The 15,545-nt window shown below is 60.2% G+C and carries 15 protein-coding genes; 4 read left to right on the top strand and 11 right to left on the bottom strand.

The window, feature by feature from the left end:
• Positions 1–66 precede the first annotated feature (66 nt).
• Entirely contained in the window at positions 67–936 is an 870-nt protein-coding gene (locus EIY72_RS05640; RefSeq protein ID WP_093229040.1) for an HDOD domain-containing protein, read from the top strand.
• Between the two features lie 42 nt (positions 937–978).
• The gene (gene mutM / locus EIY72_RS05635) at positions 979–1,791 is read left to right on the top strand and encodes a bifunctional DNA-formamidopyrimidine glycosylase/DNA-(apurinic or apyrimidinic site) lyase (RefSeq protein ID WP_093229043.1); all 813 of its coding nucleotides are present in this window, start codon (positions 979–981) and stop codon (positions 1,789–1,791) included.
• 128 nt (positions 1,792–1,919) lie between these two features.
• On the opposite strand, the gene EIY72_RS05630 is transcribed toward mutM, so the two are convergent.
• The 5 genes from EIY72_RS05630 to EIY72_RS05610 all read right to left on the bottom strand — a co-directional run bounded on the left by EIY72_RS05630 (position 1,920) and on the right by EIY72_RS05610 (position 6,696).
• The gene (locus EIY72_RS05630) at positions 1,920–2,171 is read right to left on the bottom strand and encodes a YfhL family 4Fe-4S dicluster ferredoxin (RefSeq protein ID WP_003195146.1); all 252 of its coding nucleotides are present in this window, start codon (positions 2,169–2,171) and stop codon (positions 1,920–1,922) included.
• Between the two features lie 178 nt (positions 2,172–2,349).
• Positions 2,350–2,829, bottom strand: coding sequence for a pantetheine-phosphate adenylyltransferase (coaD, locus tag EIY72_RS05625; RefSeq protein ID WP_007975368.1), 480 nt, complete (start codon positions 2,827–2,829; stop codon positions 2,350–2,352).
• A gap of 115 nt (positions 2,830–2,944) precedes the next feature.
• Entirely contained in the window at positions 2,945–4,540 is a 1,596-nt protein-coding gene (locus EIY72_RS05620) for a GMC family oxidoreductase (protein WP_093229045.1), read from the bottom strand.
• Positions 4,541–4,691: 151 nt separating this feature from the next.
• Complete coding sequence (locus EIY72_RS05615; RefSeq protein WP_093229048.1) at positions 4,692–5,237, bottom strand: twin-arginine translocation pathway signal protein; 546 nt, start codon at positions 5,235–5,237, stop codon at positions 4,692–4,694.
• Positions 5,238–5,265: 28 nt separating this feature from the next.
• On the bottom strand, positions 5,266–6,696 hold the full coding sequence (locus tag EIY72_RS05610; protein ID WP_093229051.1) for a coniferyl aldehyde dehydrogenase: 1,431 nt from the start codon (positions 6,694–6,696) through the stop codon (positions 5,266–5,268).
• 145 nt (positions 6,697–6,841) lie between these two features.
• Between EIY72_RS05610 and EIY72_RS05605 the strand changes: the two genes are divergently transcribed.
• Positions 6,842–7,510 (top strand): TetR/AcrR family transcriptional regulator, encoded by a 669-nt coding sequence (locus EIY72_RS05605; RefSeq protein WP_093229054.1) that lies wholly within the window; start codon positions 6,842–6,844, stop codon positions 7,508–7,510.
• A 50-nt stretch (positions 7,511–7,560) separates the two neighbouring features.
• Positions 7,561–8,415, top strand: a complete 855-nt coding sequence (locus EIY72_RS05600; RefSeq protein ID WP_093229057.1) for a sulfurtransferase — start codon at positions 7,561–7,563, stop codon at positions 8,413–8,415.
• A 119-nt stretch (positions 8,416–8,534) separates the two neighbouring features.
• Here the strand turns inward: EIY72_RS05600 and EIY72_RS05590 are convergent, their stop codons facing one another.
• From EIY72_RS05590 to EIY72_RS05565, 6 genes are all read right to left on the bottom strand, one after another.
• Positions 8,535–9,374, bottom strand: a complete 840-nt coding sequence (locus EIY72_RS05590; protein ID WP_093229060.1) for an AraC family transcriptional regulator — start codon at positions 9,372–9,374, stop codon at positions 8,535–8,537.
• A gap of 3 nt (positions 9,375–9,377) precedes the next feature.
• Positions 9,378–10,376 (bottom strand): hydrolase, encoded by a 999-nt coding sequence (locus EIY72_RS05585; protein WP_093229063.1) that lies wholly within the window; start codon positions 10,374–10,376, stop codon positions 9,378–9,380.
• A 153-nt stretch (positions 10,377–10,529) separates the two neighbouring features.
• Positions 10,530–11,816, bottom strand: a complete 1,287-nt coding sequence (locus tag EIY72_RS05580) for a M16 family metallopeptidase (RefSeq protein ID WP_093229066.1) — start codon at positions 11,814–11,816, stop codon at positions 10,530–10,532.
• A gap of 142 nt (positions 11,817–11,958) precedes the next feature.
• On the bottom strand, positions 11,959–12,567 hold the full coding sequence (gene rsmD / locus EIY72_RS05575) for a 16S rRNA (guanine(966)-N(2))-methyltransferase RsmD (protein ID WP_093229069.1): 609 nt from the start codon (positions 12,565–12,567) through the stop codon (positions 11,959–11,961).
• Positions 12,567–14,054: a M16 family metallopeptidase gene (locus tag EIY72_RS05570; RefSeq protein WP_093229072.1), complete on the bottom strand. Its 1,488-nt coding sequence runs from the start codon at positions 14,052–14,054 to the stop codon at positions 12,567–12,569. The genes rsmD and EIY72_RS05570 overlap by 1 nt, the downstream gene beginning before the upstream one ends.
• Entirely contained in the window at positions 14,047–15,402 is a 1,356-nt protein-coding gene (locus EIY72_RS05565) for a M16 family metallopeptidase (protein ID WP_093229075.1), read from the bottom strand. Before EIY72_RS05565 ends, EIY72_RS05570 begins: the two co-directional genes overlap by 8 nt.
• Positions 15,403–15,545 lie beyond the last annotated feature (143 nt).

Genomic DNA, 15,545 nt, shown 5'->3' with positions numbered 1-15,545 from the left:
AGATTTGGTATGTCGGATCCAATATCATAAAGGTTAGAATCGCCGCCTGACCCAGAGTGTGCACTTATGTCCCAAGAGTTGACTTCCGAACAGATCCAACAAGCCCTGCAGGGCATCAGCGTACCGGCCCAGCCGCAAATCATGGTGGATTTGCAGATGGAGCAGTACATGCCCGACCCGGATCTGGAAGTCATCGCCAAGCTGATTTCCCAGGACCCGGGCCTTTCCGGTTCCTTGCTGAAGATCGTCAACTCGCCGTATTACGGCCTGAGCCACAAGATTGCCTCGATCCAGCGTGCGGTGAACCTGCTGGGCAGCCGCTCGATCATCAACCTGATCAATGCGCAGTCGATCAAGGGCGAGATGAACGACGAAACCATCGTCACTTTGAACCGGTTCTGGGACACCGCTCAGGACGTGGCGATGACCTGCCTGACTCTGGCCAAGCGCATCGGCGTGGAAAACGGTGACGAGGCTTACGCACTGGGCCTTTTCCACGACTGCGGCGTGCCGCTGATGCTCCAGCGCTTCCCCGATTACATGGGCGTGCTGGAACAGGCCTACGCCAACGCCAGCGCCGATTGCCGCGTTGTGGACACGGAAAACCAGGTGTTCAATACCAACCACTCGGTGGTCGGTTATTACACCGCCAAGTCCTGGCGCCTGCCGGAGCACGTGAGCGCGGCGATTGCCAATCATCACAACGCCCTGGCGATCTTCAGCGATGAGTCCTCGCGCAACACCCCGCTGAAAAACCTGCTGGCGATCCTGAAGATGGCCGAGCATATCTGCGCGTCCTACCGGGTGCTGGGCAACCAGGCCGAAGATCACGAGTGGAATAGCATCGCGCACCTGGTGCTCGATTATGTCGGTCTCTCGGACTATGACTTCGAGACGTTGAAGCAGACCATCCGGGATCTCGGTACCCATCGCTGAGTGCGGTACTCTTAGGGCTCGCAAGCCTGATTCGAGAGCACCATGCCTGAATTACCCGAAGTCGAAACCACCCGTCGCGGCATCGCGCCGCATCTGGAAGGCCAGAAGGTCAGCCGGGTCATCGTGCGTGACCGCCGTCTGCGCTGGCCGATCCCGGAAGACCTCGATGTGCGCCTGTCCGGGCAGCGCATCGTATTGGTGGAGCGGCGTGCCAAGTACCTGTTGATCAACGCCGAGGTCGGCACCTTGATCAGCCATTTGGGCATGTCGGGTAATTTGCGCCTGGTCGAGGCCGGTCTTCCGGCCGCCAAGCACGAGCATGTGGACATCGAACTGGAGTCGGGCCTGGCCCTGCGTTACACCGACCCGCGACGTTTTGGCGCGATGCTCTGGAGCCTCGATCCGCTCAATCACGAACTGCTGATTCGCCTGGGGCCGGAGCCGCTGACCGACCTGTTCGACGGTGAGCGCCTGTTCCAGCTGTCCCGTGGGCGGTCGATGGCGGTCAAACCCTTCATCATGGACAACGCCGTGGTCGTAGGCGTCGGCAATATCTATGCGACTGAAGCGCTGTTCGCCGCCGGGATCGACCCGCGCCGCGAAGCCGGGAGCATTTCCCGGGCGCGCTATTTGAAGCTGGCCATTGAAATCAAACGCATCCTGGCCGCCGCCATCGAGCGCGGCGGTACCACGTTGCGCGATTTCATTGGCGGTGACGGTCAGCCGGGGTATTTCCAGCAGGAGCTGTTTGTGTACGGCCGGGGTGGCGAACACTGCAAGGTCTGCGGGACTGAATTGCGGGAAGTGAAGCTGGGGCAGCGTGCGAGCGTGTTTTGCCCACGTTGTCAGCGCTGATACGCCCGACCATGTTAGAGGCCTGGAACGGCTGATGGACCTCGCTCCCGCAGCGGATTTGTAAGCGACACAAATCAACTGTGGGAGCGAGCTTGCTCGCGATGGCGGCCTAAAGTACGCCGAATGACTCAAGCCTTACCGGTAATCTTCCGGTACTTCTCCATCAACTGCTCTTCAGTCTCCGGATGGGCTTCGTCCAGCGGAATGCAATCGACCGGGCAAACCTGCTGGCACTGCGGTTCGTCGTAGTGGCCGACGCACTGGGTGCACAGGTTCGGGTCGATCACGTAGATCTCTTCGCCTTGAGAAATGGCGGCGTTCGGGCACTCGGGTTCGCAGACGTCGCAGTTGATGCAATCGTCGGTGATGATCAGGGACATGCTAACTCCAGCCGGGGCGGCGGGCCCGGGCGCAATAAATCAATGCGCGTAATTGTGCCGCATTGGCGCTGTGGGAGCGAGCCTGCTCGCGAAAAACCTGAGAACGCCGCAGGGCATCAGGCTTCCAGCGTCATCGTTGACGCCCATCGCGAGCAGGCTTGCTCCTACAGATTGCAGATTACTTCTTGAAGCGCTCGGTCAGGGCGTCCGCCACCGCAGGGTGCACGAACTTGGTGATATCGCCGCCCAGGGCTGCGATTTCACGGACCAGCGTCGAGGAAATAAACGAATAACGCTCGGACGGGGTGAGGAACAGGCTTTCCACGTCCGGTGCCAGTTGGCGGTTCATGTTGGCCAGCTGGAATTCGTATTCGAAGTCCGAAACCGCACGCAAGCCACGCAGGAACACATTGGCGTTCTGCTCTTTGGCGAAATGCGCCAGCAGCGTCGAGAAGCCGACGACTTCAACGTTGGGCAGATGTTTGGTGACCTCGCGGGCCAGCTCAACGCGCTGTTCCAGGGGAAACAGCGGGTTTTTCTTCGGGCTGGCGGCGACGGCAATGATCACGTGGTCGAACAGGCGCGAGGCGCGTTCGACCAGATCGCCATGGCCCTTGGTAATAGGGTCGAAGGTACCTGGGTACAACACTCGGTTCATCGCGTCGTCCTGGCGGGAATCCGTTGGGGAGTCGGATGGTATCGCAGCCTTCCCGGTCGGCCAAGTCGCCTGTGGGGTAAGAAAGCACTATAGACGAGGGGAATAATCGTCCTTTTCATGGGTTTTTCAAACGTTCGGCCAGGGAAGTCGCCAATTGTGCGGTCAGCCCGTACACCGACAATTGCGGGTTGGCACCAATGCTGGTGGGGAACAACGAGCCGTCATGGATCGACAGATTGGCCAGCTGATGATGGCGGCCGAGGCTGTCGGCCACGGCGTTTTTCGGGTCTTCGCCCATGGCGCAGCCACCCATCACATGGGCGCTGCCCAGGCGTGTGCGGTACAACTCGAGGCTCAAACCGTCGATCATGGTGCGGGCTTCGGCCAGGGTTTTGACGTAGCGGGCATCCGCGTGCATCGGCATCACGGCCCGGGCACCGCCGGCGAACTGGATTTCGGCCATGGTGTGGAAGGCCCGACGCAATCCGTCCCAGGCGTAGGGCGACATCGAGTAGTCGAGTACTGGCGTGTTGTCGCCGCGTAACTCGACGTTGCCGCCGGGGCTGTCCGGGTGAAACCCGTCCCGCAGCAATGCCAGCATGGCGTGGGTGTGCGGCAGGTTGGCCATGTGCTGCGAGTTGTCCTGACCGAAGCCGCCGAGCAGTGTGGTCGCCAGCGCCGGATGCAGGGGCGGAACTTCCAGTTTGAAGGACATCTTGCCCGTGGCACCGTCCTGCCACTGGAAGTGGTCGGAGTAGATCGACTGCGGCGCACCGTAGAACGGGTTGACGACGTCGTCGAACAGGGCCGCAGACATGTTCACCGGATGGATGAAGGTGCGTTTGCCCAGGCGCTTGTGCGGGTCAGGCGCATCGGAGCGCATCAACAGCGCCGGGCTGTTGATGCCGCCGCCGGCCAGCACGAAATGCCGCGCCTTGACGGTGATGGTGCGCCCGGTCGGCGCGACGCAGCGTGCATCCATGGCCGAGCAGGTGAGGCCAGTGACCTTGTCGCCGTTGAGAGTGAATTTTTCCGCTCGGGCGAGATAAAGCAGCTCGCCGCCCTTTTCCAGGGTGGCCGGAATGGTGGTGACCATCATCGATTGCTTGGCATTGGTCGGGCAGCCCATGCCGCAGTAGCCGAGGTTCCAGCAGCCGCGCACGTTACGCGGGATCACATGCCAGCTGTAGTTCAACGCTTCGCAGCCTTTGCGGATCACATCGTTGTTGGCATTGGGCGGCACCATCCAGGGTGCGACACCCAGACGCTGTTCCATTTTTTCGAACCACGGCGCCATCTCCTCAGGGCTGTGGCCCTTTACGTCATGCTCTTTGGCCCAGTGTTCGAGGGTCGGCTGCGGGGTGCGGAAGCTCGAGGTCCAGTTGACCAGCGTAGTGCCGCCCACGGCGCGCCCTTGCAGGATGGTAATGGCGCCGTCCTTGCTCATGCGGCCGATGCCTTCCTGGTAGAGGCTGCTGTAGGCCTGGTCTTCGAGCATCTTGAAATCGCTGCTGGTCTTGAGCGGGCCTTCTTCGATCAGCAGCACTTTATAGCCGGCGGCGCTGAGGATCTCGGCGGTGGTGCCGCCACCGGCACCGCTGCCGATGATGGCTACGTCCGCTTCCAGGGTGAGGTCCTCGGTCAGTTGCGAGCCGTCATAGGTTTTCCAGCCTCGGGCCATGCCTTCGCGAAACGGATCGGGTACGGGCATCTCAGGTTCTCTTCTTATTGTTGGAGTTGGGGTTGAAGCGACCGACGCTATCGCGGGCAAGCCCGCTGCCACAGGATCAAGTCGTTCGTAAAAGCTGCGGCCACTTCATATCTGTGGGAGCGAGTTTGCTCGCGATGGACGCGACACGGTTTCAGACCGTGGGCGGCCCGGGATACCCGCAATGTGCCCAGGATTCCTTGCGCCCGTACCAGGCCATCATTACCAGCTGCAGCAACGAGCTGTGGCCCATGCGCAGCAAACTCAACGAACTGTTTTGCCAGCGATTGAGGAAGCGGCGGATGTCGTCGGCGCTGGCGTTTTCCCAACTGCCCCAGATCCCGGTCAGAGGGCCGCGAGTGACGGCCATGCCCAGCACGTCGAACAATTGCCGGGTGAGCTTGAGCATTTCCGGGGACAGGTGATCAAGATTGAAATCCAGGCTTTTGAGGGTGCCCTCAACGGCATCCGGCATCTGTTCGGCCGTCACGGCGGACTTGAGCATCACCGGAATCAGCGCTCGCAGAAACGGCAGTTCACCGCTGCGCAGGGCCTTGAAACCGTTGGCCGGAACACTGGATGAGCAACCGCTCAGGCTGGCGCCAAGACCCGCGGTGGCGAGAAAGGCGCTGGCGCCAAGGCTGAATTTGAGCAGACCGCGCCGGGACAGCGCGGGAGTATCGGACAGGCATGGGCTCATTATTGTTATTACCCGACGGTGGTGGTCGTTAGCGGATGAACAGTTTCTGGATCAGCTTCTGGATGGACTTGCCATAGGGCGGATAAATCAGCTTCGCCGCATTCAGTCGTTGCTTGATCAGCACGCCCTTGGCCTTGCTGAAGGTCAGGAAACCTTCGTGACCATGGTAGTGGCCCATGCCTGAAGCGCCGATGCCGCCGAAAGGCATGTCGTCCTGGGCAACGTGCAGCAGGGTGTCGTTCAGGCACACGCCACCGGAGTGGGTTTCGTGCAATACGCGATGCTGCTCACGTTTGTCGTAGCCGAAGTAATACAGCGCCAGTGGCCGCGGGCGCTGGTTGATGTAGGCGAAAGCCTGATCGAGATCCTTGTAGGGCACGATCGGCAGCAGCGGGCCGAAGATTTCATCCTGCATCACGGTCATGTCGTCAGTGACATTGAGCAGCAGGCTGTGCCCCATGCGCCGACCCTGGTCCTGCTCGAACAGCGGGATCAGCAGCGCGCCCTTGCTGGTGGCGTCGCTCACGTAGCTGTTGAGCCGCGCCAGTTGTCGCTCGTTGATGATGGCGGTGTAGTCCGGGTTGTCAGCCAGTGTCGGATAAAACCCTTGCACGGTCGCGCGATAGGCCTCGACAAAGGCGCCGACACGCTCTTCCGGAACCAGCACGTAGTCGGGGGCCACGCAGGTTTGTCCGGCATTCAGGGTTTTACCGAAGGCGATGCGTTCAGCGGCATCCTTGAGCGGCACGTCGTGGGACACGATGGCAGGGGATTTGCCACCCAACTCAAGGGTGACCGGCGTGAGGTTTTCCGCGGCGGCCCGCATCACGTGCTTGCCGATGCTGGTGGCCCCGGTGAACAGCAGGTGATCGAACGGCAAGCGCGAGAACGCAACGCCCATATCTGCTTCCCCCAGTACCACGCAGACCAGGTCCTCGGGGAATATCTGTGCGAAGAGTTTTTTCATCAACAAACCGGTGGCCGGCGTCGACTCGCTGAGCTTGAGCATCACCCGGTTACCCGCCGACAACGCACCCGCCAGCGGGCCGATGGCCAGGTACAACGGGTAGTTCCACGGCACAATCACGCCGACCACGCCCAGTGGCTGGTAAACGACTTTGGCCGAGGCTGGCTGGAACGCTGCGCCGACCTTGCGCCGCGACGGTTTCATCCAGCTTTTGAGGTGTTTGCTGGCGTAATGGATGCCGTGCAGGCTTGGCATCAGTTCGGCCAGCAAGGTTTCATCGGCGCTGCGATGACTGAAATCCTGGCTGATCGCATCGATCAAGGCCTGACGCTCGCTATTCAATAAATCCTTCAACGCCTTGAGCCATTGTTGGCGCTGTGCGGCAGGCGGCATCGGGTTGGCGGCATAGGCGCGACGCTGGGCGTCGAACAATGCCTGAAGATCTTCCAGCGGCTGCTGCAGGTTTTGTATGTAGGAAATATCAGCAGTCATTGTCGGCTCCGGATTTATTGTAATGAGGGACTTTTTAGAGTCTATACTCTAGAAAGTCAAATGACATCCTGAACGGCTTTGTTTTATCCGCTGACAGTTAGGTCGTAAGATGCCCCTCAACGCACTCTGAATTAAAGCTCAAGCCATGGCCCCACGGATCAAAACCAGCGAGCGCATCGTGCAGAACAGCCTGGAGCTGTTCAACCAGCAGGGCGAGCGCAGCATCAGCACCAACCACATCGCAGCCCACATGGAAATCTCCCCGGGCAACCTGTACTACCACTTCCCTAACAAGCAGGCGATTATCGCCGTGCTGTTCAGTGAGTACGAAAGCCTAGTGGACAGCTTCTTGCGTCCGCCGCAGGGTCGTGTTGCCACGGTGGAAGACAAGCGCTTCTATCTCAAAGAGCTGCTGGCGGCGATGTGGCGCTACCGGTTCCTGCACCGCGACCTGGAGCATCTGCTCGACAGCGACCCGGTTCTGGCCGACCGCTATCGGCGTTTTTCCCAGCGCAGCCTGATCCACGGCGCGGCCATCTATGAAGGCTTCGTTGCTGCCGGCATCTTGCAGATGGACAAGGTGCAGATCGAGTCCCTGACGCTCAACGCCTGGATCATCCTCACGTCCTGGGTGCGTTTCCTGTGCACCACGCGGGAAAACTCAAGCCACCTGAGCGAACAGGCGATCAAGCGCGGCGTGTATCAGGTGCTGGTGCTGGAGACAGGCTTCGTCACCGAGCAGGCGCGTGCCGAAGTGGATGCCCTGTTCGAAGAGTTTTACGTACCGTTGGCGCAGGCGCTGGAAGAGTTGTAAACCGGCACGTGCAGCAGAATCGAGATTCGACGACATCACAGGAGCCCGTTATGCCCATTGCGCAATTGATCAGCCCGCAAGCACTGGACCAGAAGAAGGACCGGCCGGGGTTGGTGATTCTGGATTGCCGGTTTGCCCTTGAAGACCCGGACTATGGGCAGCGCAGCTATGCCGAAGGCCACATCGTCGGTGCGAGTTACGCCGATCTTGAGCGCGACCTCAGTGGCAAGGTCGTCAAGGGGGTAACCGGGCGTCATCCACTGCCCGAACCGGCTGCGCTGATTGAACGCCTGCAAGCCTGGGGCATCAATGCCGACAGCGATGTGGTTCTGTACGACGACGGCCCTGGTGCCTACGCGGCGCGAGCCTGGTGGTTGCTGGCGTGGCTGGGCAAACGCAACGGCGTGTTTATCCTCGATGGCGGGCTCAAGGCCTGGCACGCAGCAGGGTTGCCGCTGAGCCTCGATGCGCCGTCGACTGTTCGTGGCACCTTCACGGGCAGCCCTGATATGTCGTTGTTGCTCAGTGCCGAGCAGCTGCAAAAACGCCTCGCCCGACCTGAGCTGACGTTGCTCGACGCTCGTGCACTGCCGCGTTTCAAGGGTGAAGTGGAGCCGATCGACCCGATTGCCGGTCACATTCCCGGCGCCCAATGTGCAGCGTTTACCGACAACCTGGGGAGTGACGGGCGCTTCCTGTCGGCGGATCAGCTCAAGCAGCGCTTTGCGGCGAATCTGGGTGGTCGCTCCCCGAATGATCTGGTGGCGTACTGCGGTTCCGGTGTGACAGCGTGCCACAACCTGTTTGCGCTGTGTCTGGCCGGGTATCCGTTGGGCAGTTTATATGCCGGGTCGTGGAGCGAATGGATCAATGAGCCTGCGCGGGGCGTCGCCACGGGCGAATAAGCGCCGCAAGTCCTTGTGGGAGCGAGCTTGCTCGCGAAGGCGGCGTCCCTGTCAACATCGTTGTTGACTGTGATGACCCAATTGCGAGCAGGCTCGCTCCCACAGGATCCATTGTCACTTCAAGATTCGGGCGGTTGCCGAGCACTGCGATACGCCCCCGGCCCTACGCCATATACCTGCTTGAACTGCCGACTGAGGTGACTCTGGTCGGCAAATCCCAATTGCATCGCCACTTCCAGCGGTAAACAACCATTTTGCAAAAGCGCCCGGGCCCGGGCGATGCGTTGTTGCATCAGCCAGGTGTGCGGCGGCATGCCGGTGGCTTGGCGGAAAACCCGGGCGAAATGGAACGGCGACAGGTTGACCGCTGCCGCCAGCTCTTCCAGCGAAGGTGGCGCGGCCAGTTGGGTGTGCAACAGATCTTTGGCCAGGGTCACGGCCCGGTGCTCCTTGCCAGGCTTGCCGGCAGTGGGTACCGCCGCATGACGCTGCAACAGCGACAGCACCAGCTCGCGCCAGACCGTTTGTTGCTGCAACGCGGTGGCGGGGCTTTCCAGCAAGCGGTGGAGCTGGCAAAACCCGTTCACCAGGTCCTGATCACGATACAGCGTGGCACCGAAGGCGGGCAGGTGATGGGTGGGCAGTTCGAGTTCGGCCAGCAGTGAGGTGATCTGGCCACTGTCCGGATAGAACGCCCGATACAACCAGCCGTCCTCGGTGCCTTTGTGGCCGGTGTGCAGTTCGTCGGGGTTGATCAGGACCAGTGTGCCGCAACCCGCCAGGTGCTCGGCGCCGCGGTAGCGATAACGCTGGGCGCCGGCCATGATCATGCCGATCACATAGCCGTCGTGCACGTGCGGAGCGAAACGCTGATCGATGTAGCGCGCGGACAGCAGCTCGACCCCGGCCAATGGCGGGGTTTGCCAGAAATGGATCGATTCGCCCTGATCTGCCTGCATGAGCTATTCGCGACCCACAGCGGCCAGCCACTGGGGAATGCGGCGCTCAAGGTAATAGCCGGGTTGCCTGAACGTGCCGTCGACGAAACCGACATGCCCGCCCTTGGCTTGCAGTTCGAACTGCGTGCAAGCGGACAGTTCTTCGCTTTGCGGCAGGCTGTGGGGAAACACAAAGGGGTCGTCAGCGGCCTGAATCATCAAGGTCGGCGTGCGAATCTCACCGAGGAAGTAACGGCTCGAGGCTCGGCGGTAGTAATCCTCGGCATCGACGAAACCGTTAAGCGGTGCGGTGACCCGGCCATCGAAATCCCAGAAGGTGCGCATGTTCTCCAGCGAACCGAGGGCCGCCAGTGCCGCCAGTCCTTCCTCGCGTCCATCGTGTTGAAACTGGCGCTGCTTGTTCTTGATGTAGGCCAGCATTTCGCGCATGAAGTGCGCCTGGTACACCTTGGAGAACCCCTGGCCGATGCGGTCGGCGCACTGGTCCAGGCGAAACGGCACCGACACCGCCACAGCGCCTGTTATGCCACTGCCGCTGCCGGTCTCGCCCAAATGTTTGAGCAGGACATTGCCGCCGAGCGAATAACCCACGGCATAGAGCGGGGCGAGTGGGCGTTTGGCCCGCAAGTGCCGGATTGCTTCGGCGAGGTCTTCACTGGCGCCGGAGTGGTAACTGCGCGGTAAAAGATTGGGCTCGCCCGAGCAACCGCGCCAGTTCAGTGCGACGCTGGCCCAACCCCGGTCGCCCAGGGTTTTTTGAATGCCGGCGACATAAGGCGAGTTCGACGAGCCGGTAAGGCCGTGCAACACCAGCACCAAGGGTGCATCGGCGCTGTGCGGGCCGTGCCAGTCGAGGTCGAGAAAGTCACCGTCCTCGAGCCACAGGCGTTCGCGTTCTCGCTCGAGGTGCACGGTTTTACGCCATAGCGGGCCCCACAAGGTTTGCAGGTGCGGGTTGCCGAGGCCGAAGGCGGGAGTGAAGCGTTCTGACAAAGCGGGCACGATGGTTCTCGATGCAGCGCGACGCGCTTGCAGGGAAGCGCGCCGCTTGTTCAGGCCGGTGGGTCAGCCGGCGATCTCTGTCATACGTTGCCACAACATGACTTGCAAGTGTCCGGATTTCTCATGGTGGCCGGCAACAGATGAATTTGAAGGCTACGTGACGGAGTCGGTAGCAGAGTCAGAAATGCTCGACGCTTTCATGGGAAACATATGCCCCACGCTGGCACGCTCTCGTTTTAGCAGCATTTGAGCGGCCTGCTGGATATCGCTCGCCGTTATGTCCTGCAACTGTTCCACTTTAGCTTCCCAGGTATCGATGGACGTACCTTGAGCGACTGCCCAGCCAAGGTCCATGGATTGCGCCTGAAGCGTGTCGTAGGCGACCAGTTCATTCTTGCAAAGGGTCTCGACGGCTCGCCCTATTTCCTCGTCGGAGAATAGGGTGTATTTGACATGATCCAGCAGTCTCCAGAAACCGGCTTCCGCTTCAATCGCATCGCCTTCGAATTCATATGCAAAACTGATTCGAGTATTACTACGACTATCCAAAGGAAAGCTGCAGAAAATCGTGTCTGGCAGCTTGCTGGTTGATCTCAGGCTCTCCGGGGCGCAATGAGACAATAGCGCACTTAACACCTCCAAGGCCCTGACAGAGCGCACATCGGTGGTCGTCGCCAGGCTAGGCGTATTGAAGATGATTTGCATGAGGGGACGTTCGATATTCATTTGCTGGGTGATCTGTCGATAGCCAGGCTCTTGCTGTCCCCGGACAATCGGACGGTCAGGCACGTTACCCCGCTCTATGCCACCGAAATACGCCTCAGCCAGTTGTTTGACCTTGTCGGCGGTGACGTCGCCGGCAACGACCAAGAGCGCATTATTCGGTCCAAACCATCTCTGGTGCCAGACGCGGATTTTCTCCAGGCTCAACTGCTCCAGTTGCTCAATAAAACCCACCGCCGGTTTATAAGTGCTGGAGCCGGTTTCAATGAGGGCTTCAAGTTCCGGGCTAAATGAAATGGCTGAAACGAAGCGCGCGTTCTTTTTACGGCGCAAGATAAGATTCTCAATGCTTTCGCGCATTTTGCTATCTGTCAAAGTGTGTGTCATTAACCTTGCATGGGCTTCAAATGCAACTTGCAAGTTTGCTGATGGAAGCGTGATGGCGTTGATGGCTACCGGACCATTCAGGTTTTGGATTTGGCCCCCGAGGCCTTCCAATATTTTCTTCTGTTCTGCAGAGTTCTGCAGCATCGACCAGAATGCGAGGGTACTCAGACCTCGATCTTCACAGTTTTCGTGGCTATCTCCGACAGCGTAGATAACGGTCGAAAAAACCTGAGGTCGGCGATGATCTTCGCGAACAATGATTTTTAATCCATTGCCAAGCGTAAATGTGTGAGTTGATAAGTGGGTTTGCGTGTTTGTTGATTTATCCATTTGTAAATAGTCTCATGCGTCCGTGCGAGTAAGTTCGCAAGTTCACAATGAACTAAATGTTAAGGCTGCATCTATGTTGTATTTGTTGCATATTGATTAGGCTGGAAGTGTCGGGCAGATATTTAATCTGCCCGAATAGCCTTCAGGAAAGAGTGATGGTGATTCGTTGCCACAACGAGTAGTACACCCGCCCGGATTTTTGCTCCCGGTGCAGACGCCAGTTTTCCGGCAAGCCCAGGGTCGAAGGCGCGGATTCGCTTTCGGTGTAGACCCAGGCGTCTTCGGCCAGCCATTGGCGCTCTTCGAGCAACTTGCACACGGCGGGCAACAGGTTCTGGTTGAACGGCGGGTCGAGGAATACCAGATCGTAGGCCGTGGCGGTCTGGGTTTCCAGATAGCGCAGGGCGTCGGCGGTCTGCACCTGGCCGTTGCTGCAACGCAGCGTGCCCAGGTGTTCTTTCAGGCTGGACACCGCGATGCTGCTGGCGTCCAGCGCCTGACCCATGGCAGCGCCACGGGACAGGGCTTCGAGAAAGAGCGCGCCGCTGCCGGTGAACGGATCGAGCACCTTGGCGCCCGGTACGTAAGGCGCGAGCCAGTTGAACAGGGTTTCACGCACGCGGTCCGGCGTCGGGCGCAGGCCCGGGGCGTCGGGAAAGCTCAGTTTCCGGCTGCGCCACTCACCGCCGATGATGCGCAGTTGGTTGACGCCGTTATGGACGTTTTTTGCAGGTTTTTTTGGGCTGGCCATTAATGCTCCGGAACCCCGAGCGGTTGCTCGGAAGGTTTATCTGTTGGGGCCGGTAACGGCTTTTGCGGCACGGTCGGGCCAGCGCTGACGATGACCATTTTGTCCGTGCTCAGGTGTTTGTTCATGGCGGCCTTGACCTGTTCAACGGTCAGCGCCTGGGATTGCTGCATGAAATCTTCCAGGTGACTCAGCGGCAAGTCATAGAAGCCGATGGCACCCAGTTGGCCGACGATGTCGGCGTTGCTGGCGGTGGACAGCGGGAAGCTGCCGGCCAGTTCGCGCTTGGCGTCGTCGAGTTCTTTTTCGGTCGGGCCGTTTTTCAGGTAATCGGCCAGTACATCCTGAACCAGCTTCAACGTGCCTTCGCTCATCTCGGCGCGGGTTTGCAGGTTGATCATGAACGGGCCACGCACCTGCATCGGCGTAAAGCCGGAGTATACGCCATAGGTCAGGCCGCGTTTCTCGCGGACCTCGCTCATCAGACGGGTACCGAAACCGCCACCGCCGAGGATCTGGTTGCCCATGGACAGGGCGGCGTAATCCGGGTCGTCGCGGTCGATGCCCAGTTGCGCGAGCATCAGGTTGGTTTGCTTGGACGGGAACTCGATGTGCGTGACGCTGGCCTTCGGCTCGCTCGGTTGAGCAATTTTTGCCAGGGCCGGGCCTTTTGGCAGGGCGCCAGACACCTGTGCGGCAATAGCCTCGGCTTCCGCGCGGGACAGGTCGCCGACCAGGGCGATCACCACGTTGCCTGCTGCGTAGGCCTTTTCGTGGAAAGCACGTAGTTGCGCCAAGGTGATCGCCGGGACGGTTTTCGCCGTACCGTCGCTGGAGTGCGCATACGGATGATCACCGTACAGGCGGTTCATCAGTTCGAGACTGGCCAGCTTGCCGGGATTCTGTTTCTGGTATTCGAAACCGGCGAGCATCTGGTTCTTGATGCGGGCCAGTGAATCGGCAGGGAAGGTCGGCTTGCCGATGACCTCGGCGAACAGCTTCAGGGCCGGCTCGCGTTTGTCCTTGGCACTGAGGCTGCGCAACGACGCGATGGCCATGTCTTTGTAAGCACCATTACCGAAATCGGCACCCAGGCCTTCGAAGCCCTGGGCAATGGCGCCGACGTCCTTGCCGGCGACGCCTTCGTTGAGCATGGCGTTGGTCAGCAGTGCCAGGCCCGGTGTATTGCCGTCCTGGCTGCTGCCGGCGGCGAAGATCAGGCGCATGTCGAACATCGGCAGCTCATGGGCTTCGACAAACAGCACCTTGGTGCCCTCGGCGGTACTCCAGGTCTGCACGTCCAGCTTGCGATGGTCGGGTGCCTTGCCGTTGAGTTCGGCCAGCGATTGCAGTTTCTGACTCGACTTGGCCTTGTCCAGTGCTTCGCTGGCGTTGGTTTCACCGGAGCGCGAGAGGTAAAGCGTGGCGGAACCAATCAGTGCGACGGCGAGCAGGCCGGTCAGGACGAGACGGGATTGACGCTTACTCATGAGTCGTCTCCAGAGGCAGTACATGGGCGACGCTGAGACGTTCGCGAGTGAAATACAGTTTGGCGGCGGCCTGGATGTCTTGCGGGGTCACGCTTTCCAGATCGGCCAGTTCAGTGTCCATCAGCTTCCAAGACAGGCCGACGGTTTCCAGTTGGCCAATGGCCGAAGCCTGGCTGGTGATCGAGTCTCGCTCGTACACCAGGCCGGCGATGACCTGTGCCCGCATGCGCTCCAGTTCTTCGGTGGTGGGTGCGGTGGTTTTCAGTTGATCGAGCAGCTTCCACAACCCGGCTTCGGCCTGGGCGATGGTTTTGTGTTTCTGGGTGTTCGGTGTGGCCGACAAGGTGAACAGGCTGTCGCCGCGGGTGTAGGCGTCGTAGCTTGCCGAACCGCCGGACACCAGCTCTTCGCCGCGCTCCAGCTGTGTCGGAATGCGTCCACTGTAGCCGCCATCAAGCAGTGCCGAGATCAGGCGCAGGGCATTGACCATGCGTTTGTCTTCAGCTGTAGCAATGCTTGGCACGTTGAAAGCCAGCATCAGGCTCGGCAGTTGGGTCTGCACGTGCAGGGTGATCTGGCGCTCGCCCGGTTCAGCCAGTTCCAGCGGTTTTTTCGCTGGCGGCACATCGCGTTTCGCGATCGGGCCGAAGTAGCGTTGGGCAAGGGCTTTCACTTCGTCCGGGGTGACGTCGCCGACCACCACTAGCGTGGCGTTGTTCGGTACGTACCAGGATTTGTACCAGTGACGCAGCTCTTCGACATTCATGCGGTCAAGGTCGGCCATCCAGCCGATGGTCGGCGTGTGGTAGCCGCTGGCCGGGTAGGCCATCGCCTTGAAGCGCTCGTAGGCCTTGGACATCGGCTTGTCGTCGGTGCGCAGGCGGCGCTCTTCCTTGATGACTTCGATTTCCTTGGCGAACTCGTCGGCCGGCAGGCGCAGATTGGCCATGCGGTCGGCTTCCAGTTCGAAGGCCACGCCCAGGCGATCACGGGCCAGCACCTGGTAGTAGGCGGTGAAATCGTCGCTGGTGAAGGCGTTCTCTTCGGCACCGAGGTCGCGCAGGATCAACGAAGCCTCGCCAGGCCCGACCTTCTCGCTGCCCTTGAACATCATGTGTTCCAGCGCATGGGACAGGCCGGTCTGGCCAGGGGTCTCATAACTGGAGCCGACCTTATACCAGACCTGGGATACCACTACGGGCGCGCGATGGTCTTCGCGCACGATCACCTTCAGACCGTTGTCCAGGGTGAATTCGTGAGTGGGTTGCGGGTCGGCAGCCAGGGCCGAAAGGGGGAGGCAAACTGTGCTGAGCAGCAGGCCGGCAGCGCGGCGGGCTAGAGCATTCATTCGTTTTTAAACCTGTTGGGCTGCCCGCTTGGTCTTAGCCTAGGCGGGCGAGGAGGTGCTAGGATACTGATCCGTTTTACTGGCGGCCACGCCTATCAGGCCTTTGATCGGCCGGAAGGTTGTATGGGTTACCGGCATTAGCT

Origin of the sequence: Pseudomonas vancouverensis (assembly GCF_004348895.1) — a bacterium.
In the GTDB taxonomy this organism is placed as follows: domain Bacteria; phylum Pseudomonadota; class Gammaproteobacteria; order Pseudomonadales; family Pseudomonadaceae; genus Aquipseudomonas; species Aquipseudomonas vancouverensis.
This window is presented reverse-complemented; position numbering and strand designations above follow the sequence as displayed.

Bases quoted from the DNA above. Each gene is read 5' to 3' on its own strand.
- EIY72_RS05620 (WP_093229045.1), bottom strand. From the start codon at position 4,540: ATGCCCGTACCCGATCCGTTTCGCGAAGGCATGGCCCGAGGCTGGAAA.
- EIY72_RS05640 (WP_093229040.1), top strand. From the start codon at position 67: ATGTCCCAAGAGTTGACTTCCGAACAGATCCAACAAGCCCTGCAGGGC.
- EIY72_RS05570 (WP_093229072.1), bottom strand. From the start codon at position 14,054: ATGAGTAAGCGTCAATCCCGTCTCGTCCTGACCGGCCTGCTCGCCGTC.
- EIY72_RS05600 (WP_093229057.1), top strand. From the start codon at position 7,561: ATGCCCATTGCGCAATTGATCAGCCCGCAAGCACTGGACCAGAAGAAG.
- EIY72_RS05580 (WP_093229066.1), bottom strand. From the start codon at position 11,816: ATGGATAAATCAACAAACACGCAAACCCACTTATCAACTCACACATTT.
- coaD (WP_007975368.1), bottom strand. From the start codon at position 2,829: ATGAACCGAGTGTTGTACCCAGGTACCTTCGACCCTATTACCAAGGGC.
- EIY72_RS05630 (WP_003195146.1), bottom strand. From the start codon at position 2,171: ATGTCCCTGATCATCACCGACGATTGCATCAACTGCGACGTCTGCGAA.
- rsmD (WP_093229069.1), bottom strand. From the start codon at position 12,567: ATGGCCAGCCCAAAAAAACCTGCAAAAAACGTCCATAACGGCGTCAAC.
- mutM (WP_093229043.1), top strand. From the start codon at position 979: ATGCCTGAATTACCCGAAGTCGAAACCACCCGTCGCGGCATCGCGCCG.
- EIY72_RS05605 (WP_093229054.1), top strand. From the start codon at position 6,842: ATGGCCCCACGGATCAAAACCAGCGAGCGCATCGTGCAGAACAGCCTG.
- EIY72_RS05610 (WP_093229051.1), bottom strand. From the start codon at position 6,696: ATGACTGCTGATATTTCCTACATACAAAACCTGCAGCAGCCGCTGGAA.
- EIY72_RS05615 (WP_093229048.1), bottom strand. From the start codon at position 5,237: ATGAGCCCATGCCTGTCCGATACTCCCGCGCTGTCCCGGCGCGGTCTG.
- EIY72_RS05590 (WP_093229060.1), bottom strand. From the start codon at position 9,374: ATGCAGGCAGATCAGGGCGAATCGATCCATTTCTGGCAAACCCCGCCA.
- EIY72_RS05565 (WP_093229075.1), bottom strand. From the start codon at position 15,402: ATGAATGCTCTAGCCCGCCGCGCTGCCGGCCTGCTGCTCAGCACAGTT.